General features: G+C 63.2%; 4 protein-coding genes. 3 read left to right on the top strand and 1 reads right to left on the bottom strand.

The genetic code is table 11. From position 1 onward, the window contains the following. The 3 genes from NW856_RS09400 to NW856_RS09390 all read left to right on the top strand — a co-directional run. The coding region (locus tag NW856_RS09400) for an ACT domain-containing protein (protein WP_414399954.1) at nt 1-435 on the top strand (435 nt) is incomplete at its 5' end. A gap of 118 nt (nt 436-553) precedes the next feature. After that, nucleotides 554-2089: a protoporphyrinogen oxidase gene (gene hemG, locus NW856_RS09395; RefSeq protein WP_414399953.1), complete on the top strand. Its 1536-nt coding sequence runs from the start codon at nt 554-556 to the stop codon at nt 2087-2089. Nucleotides 2090-2142: 53 nt separating this feature from the next. Further along, complete coding sequence (locus NW856_RS09390; protein WP_414399952.1) at nt 2143-3369, top strand: DUF3326 domain-containing protein; 1227 nt, start codon at nt 2143-2145, stop codon at nt 3367-3369. Between the two features lie 13 nt (nt 3370-3382). On the opposite strand, the gene NW856_RS09385 is transcribed toward NW856_RS09390, so the two are convergent. Further along, nucleotides 3383-4270: a hypothetical protein gene (locus NW856_RS09385; protein WP_414399951.1), complete on the bottom strand. Its 888-nt coding sequence runs from the start codon at nt 4268-4270 to the stop codon at nt 3383-3385. Nucleotides 4271-4431: the final 161 nt, after the last annotated feature.

Raw genomic sequence — 4431 nt, 5'->3', positions numbered from 1 at the left:
GGGGATCCTTTGGGGCAGGTGGTGCTGTCGGGGCCGGGGGCGGGGCGGGGGCCGACTGCCAGTGCCGTTGTTGGCGATCTGCTGACCCTGATTGCCCACCGGCAAACGGGGGCTGATGCCCCCAATCCGCTGTGGGGATTCTCCTGCTTCCCCGCTGCCGCCTCTTTGATCCCTCTCTCGGAATTGGAGTCGGAGTTTTACGTGCGGGTGTTGGCTCAGGATCAGCCGGGGGTAATGGGGGCGATTGGCACCTGCTTTGGCCGCCACCGGGTTAGCCTGGAGAGCATTACCCAAAAGGAATGTCACCAAGAGCAGGCGGAGATTGTGATTCTCACCCACACCGTCCGGGAGGCCGACTGCCGGCAGGCGCTGGCCGAGATCCAACAACTGCCCCAGGTGGCCGGGATCCCCAGCCTATTTCGGGTGCTGCGCTAGCTGCTATAGATCCAAAATGCTCCGCACCGCTGACGCGAACGCGCTGGTGGGACGGGGAGCGGCTCAGAGCATAATTGTTTGACTCTTGAGGATTGAAAACCCCGTTGGAACCCAAAAGATGAACTCTTCTGTTGAGCACTTTAGCGGGACGCAGCCCTCGCAGGCTGAGGTGGTGGTGGTGGGGGCGGACATCAGCGGCCTAACGTTGGCCTTGCGATTACAACAGGGCTTATCCCCCAAGGATGAATCCACCCAGCCGCTGCTCCTGGCCGAGGCCAGCTCCCGCGTGGGGGGCTGTATCTCCACCCAATCCAAAGACAGCTATCGCTGGGAAGAGGGCCCCAACAGCTTTACCCCCGTCCCCGCCCTGCTTAACCTCATTGCCGAGGTGGGCTTGGCGGAGCACCTGGTGCTGGCCGATGCCAAGCTGCCCCGCTACATCTACTGGGAAAAAGAGCTGCTGCCGGTGCCCCTGAGCCCTTCTGCGGCAATTGGCTCGCGGCTGTTGAGCGTGGGCGGCAAGTTGCGGGCCTTACGTGGGTTGTTGGGGTTTGTCGCGCCGCCGCCAGGCGGAGAGGAAACGGTGCGGCAATTCTTCCGGCGGCAACTGGGATCCGAGGTGGTAGAGCGGCTGGTCGAACCTTTCACCTCAGGGGTGTATGCCGGGGATCCGGATCAGCTCAGCGCCTTGGCAGCCTTCCCCCGCATTGCCGGCTTGGAAGAACGCTACGGCAGCCTCTTTGCCGGTGCTGTGCAGGCTTTGCGCAGCCGTTATCGCTACGCGACGCTCCCGCGAACCCGTCAACAGGACAGCGGCAACTCCCCCATCCAACCTCCTCCCAAGCGGGGCCAACTGGGTAACCTGCGGCAGGGGTTGCAGCAGCTACCTGAGGCGATTGCCCAGAAACTGGGCAGTGCGCTGCGGCTGGGCTGGCGGGCTGTGCATCTCAAGCGGGATGAGACGGGCTACCGGGTGGGCTTCGTCATACACGACAGCGGTGCAGAGCACACGGCCCCAGAAGAAATCCACTGGGTGGTGGCTCAACAGGTGGTGCTCACCCTCCCTGCCTACGCCGCTGCCACCCTCCTGCAGGATCTCAACCCCCAGGCCAGCCGGCTGCTGAGGGAAATCCCCTACCCGCCTGTGGCGGTGGTGGCTTTGGCCTATCCAGAAGAAGCCCTCCCCCAACCGCTGCGAGGGTTTGGCCATCTGATCCCTCGCTCTCAGGGCCTGCGCACCCTGGGCACCATCTGGGCCTCCTCCCTCTTCCCAGAGCGGGCTCCTCAGGGCTATCACTGCCTGATCAGCTTCATCGGGGGAGCTACCGATGCGGCTTTTGCCCGCCAGAAAGGGATCCCGCCCATTACGGCGCTCTCCCCTGACGAGCGGGCCCAAATTGTGCATGCAGAACTCAGCCAGATCCTGCTCACCCGCCCTGTCGAGCCCATCCGCCTGGGAGAGCGCCTGTGGCCCCAGGCTATCCCGCAATATACGCTTGGCCACCGGCAGCGGATTGCCCAATTGCAGGCCAGCCTGGCCGACCAAACCCCAGGGGTGTGGGTGTGTGCCAACTACCTGGATGGCGTGGCCTTGGGAGATTGTGTGCGGCGGGCCGAGGCCCTAGCCCAGCAGATCCTGTCCGTCCGGCGTTAGCGGTGCAGTTCCCGTTCGCGTGTAGCAGCATAGAGTGCTGTAGACATAGCAGCATGAGCCATCCCTACACCAGCCTCCTGCTCATCCCCACCGGCATTGGTGCCCGCATCGGTGGTTTTGCCGGGGATGCCCTGCCTGTTGCCCGCACCCTGGCAGCAGCCGCAGAGCGGGTCATTACCCATCCCAACGTGTTAAACGGAGCCAGTTTGTTTTGGCCGATGGGGAACGTGTTGTACGTGGAAGGGTACGGCCTGGATCAGTTCTGTGCGGGGGTGTGGAATTTGCGGCCAGTGCGCCAAAACTGTGTTGGGGTGGTGCTGGATGCCGGGATCCCCCCCGATCTGCAACAACGCCACCTGCAGGTGATGCAGGCTGCTCAGGCCACCTTGGGGCTCAACATTGGCCCCTGGCGCTTGACCCGCCAACCCTTGGGCGTTTCCGTCGGCTTCTCCCCCTCAGGAGCCAGCCAGGGATCCCTGGCCCAGCCTGATGCTCTCTTGGAGACTGCCCAGGAGCTGGTTCGCCTGGGGGCAGAAGCCATTGCCGTGGTGGCCCGCTTTCCGGATGACTTGGACTTCAGCCAGTACGAGCAGGGAAGGGGGGTGGATCCCCTGGCCGGCGTCGAAGCCCTGATCAGCCACCTGGTGGTGCGGGAGTTGCGGATCCCTTGTGCCCATGCCCCCGCTTTCTACCCTGAGACTTTCCCCAAGCCGGTTCACCCCCGCGCTGCTGCTGAAGAGGTGGGGTTTACCTTCTTGCCTTCGGTTTTGGTGGGCCTCAGCTATGCTCCCCAATTTGTCAAGAGCGGGGATCCCGCCCAACCGGGCGACCTGACAGCAGAGCAGGTGGACAGCGTCATTGCCCCGGCCACTGCCTTTGGGGGGCCTGGCTTGCTGCACCTGGCCAGCCGTTATTGCGGCGCAACGCTGTCGCGACCGCGCCACAATGCTCCGCCGCTGACGCGAACGGACGGAGTCCTTGCCCGTCCTCCGCTTTTCATTGCCGTCGAGGAAAACACCACCGTGATGCAGGTGCATCCCCGCCAGTTGGGGATCCCTCATGTGTCGGTAACCTCCTATCTAGAGGCGATTGGAGTGGTGGTGGCCCATCGAGCAGGAGTGGCCTGGTCGTCGCTACGGCTCTCCCCCTCCCCCCCGGAAAAGCTGGGATCCCACACTTGCGCCGTTATTGCTACGCGACGCTGTTGCGTTCGTGACAGCGGTGCAGAGCACAATAGTGGGACAGAGTCCTTTCGCGATAGCAGGACGGAGTCCCAGTAGGCTACCGGTCGCGTTAGCGGGACGGAGTCCATGAGCAGAGGGGAGCCGGCAGGGGATCCGCCGGGTTTAGGCCGGCAAACCACTCCGACAGGGCGGCCGGCAAGCAGAGGCCGGGGTTTCCCTCGATGTGCAGCCGCTCCAGTCGGGGCAGTTCTGCCAAAAAGGTCGGCAGTTCTCCCGTGAATTGGTTACGTGCCAGGCGCAGATCCCGTAACTGATTCAGTTGAGCCAGCTCGGGGGGCAGGGATCCGCTGAGGCGATTGTCCGACAGGTAGAGGTTTTCCAGGTGGCGCAGTTGCCCCAGTTGGGGGGGAATAGGCCCAGAGAGCTGATTGCGATCCAAAAACAGGCCCTTGAGGGAGCTCATCTGGCCCAGTTGGCCGGGAAGGGTGCCGCTGAGGCGGTTGTTTTGCAGGATGAGGTTTTCCAGGTGGCGCAGTTGCCCCAGTTGGGGGGGAATAGGCCCAGAGAGCTGGTTGTGATCCAAAAACAGGCCGCGCAGGTTGCGCAACTGCCCCAGCTCGGCTGGAATGGAGCCGGAGAATTCGTTGTAATCGAGAAACAGGTTTTCCAACTGGCCGAGTTGCCCCAGCTCGGGCGGAATGGGGCCGGAAAGTTGGTTGTGGCTGAGGGACAAGGCTCGCAACCGGCGAAATTGGCCTATTTCGGGCGGCAGGGATCCGCTCAACCCCTGACGGTCCAGCACCAGTTGGACAAGGCACTGATCCGAATCAAAAAGGGCCACCTCCTCTACCTTCACCTCCGGGCGGCCCAGAGCTGCCAAGATCTGCCGCAGCAAGAGGGGATCCCGACAAAGGGGAGCAGACCAGGCCCCCATCCCCCAGCTCAGCCAAACCCAGATCGCCAACAGGCCCACCGCCCACCTCTCGTGCCGAGCCATTCCCCTCTGCTGCTTCATCCCTGCTCTCCAAAGGATCTTTGCCAAGGTAGCATCCTACTCTGTCCTGCCTCTGCCGGAGTTGTTGCTGTGCCTACGGTAGGGCAACGCTAACGCTGTCGCGACGAGGCTGCGAGCAGCAGGAGTAGAAAAGTTCTGTCTCG

Source organism: Synechococcus sp. R3-13, assembly GCF_047462195.1.
Classification (GTDB): Bacteria; Cyanobacteriota; Cyanobacteriia; order Thermostichales; family Thermostichaceae; genus Thermostichus.
Note: the sequence above shows the minus strand (reverse complement) of the source record. Positions and strands in the feature narration are given on the sequence as shown.

Excerpts from the sequence above, each read along its gene's own strand:
- hemG (WP_414399953.1), top strand. The coding sequence starts at position 554 with ATGAACTCTTCTGTTGAGCACTTTAGCGGGACGCAGCCCTCGCAGGCT.
- NW856_RS09390 (WP_414399952.1), top strand. The coding sequence starts at position 2,143 with ATGAGCCATCCCTACACCAGCCTCCTGCTCATCCCCACCGGCATTGGT.
- NW856_RS09385 (WP_414399951.1), bottom strand. The coding sequence starts at position 4,270 with ATGGCTCGGCACGAGAGGTGGGCGGTGGGCCTGTTGGCGATCTGGGTT.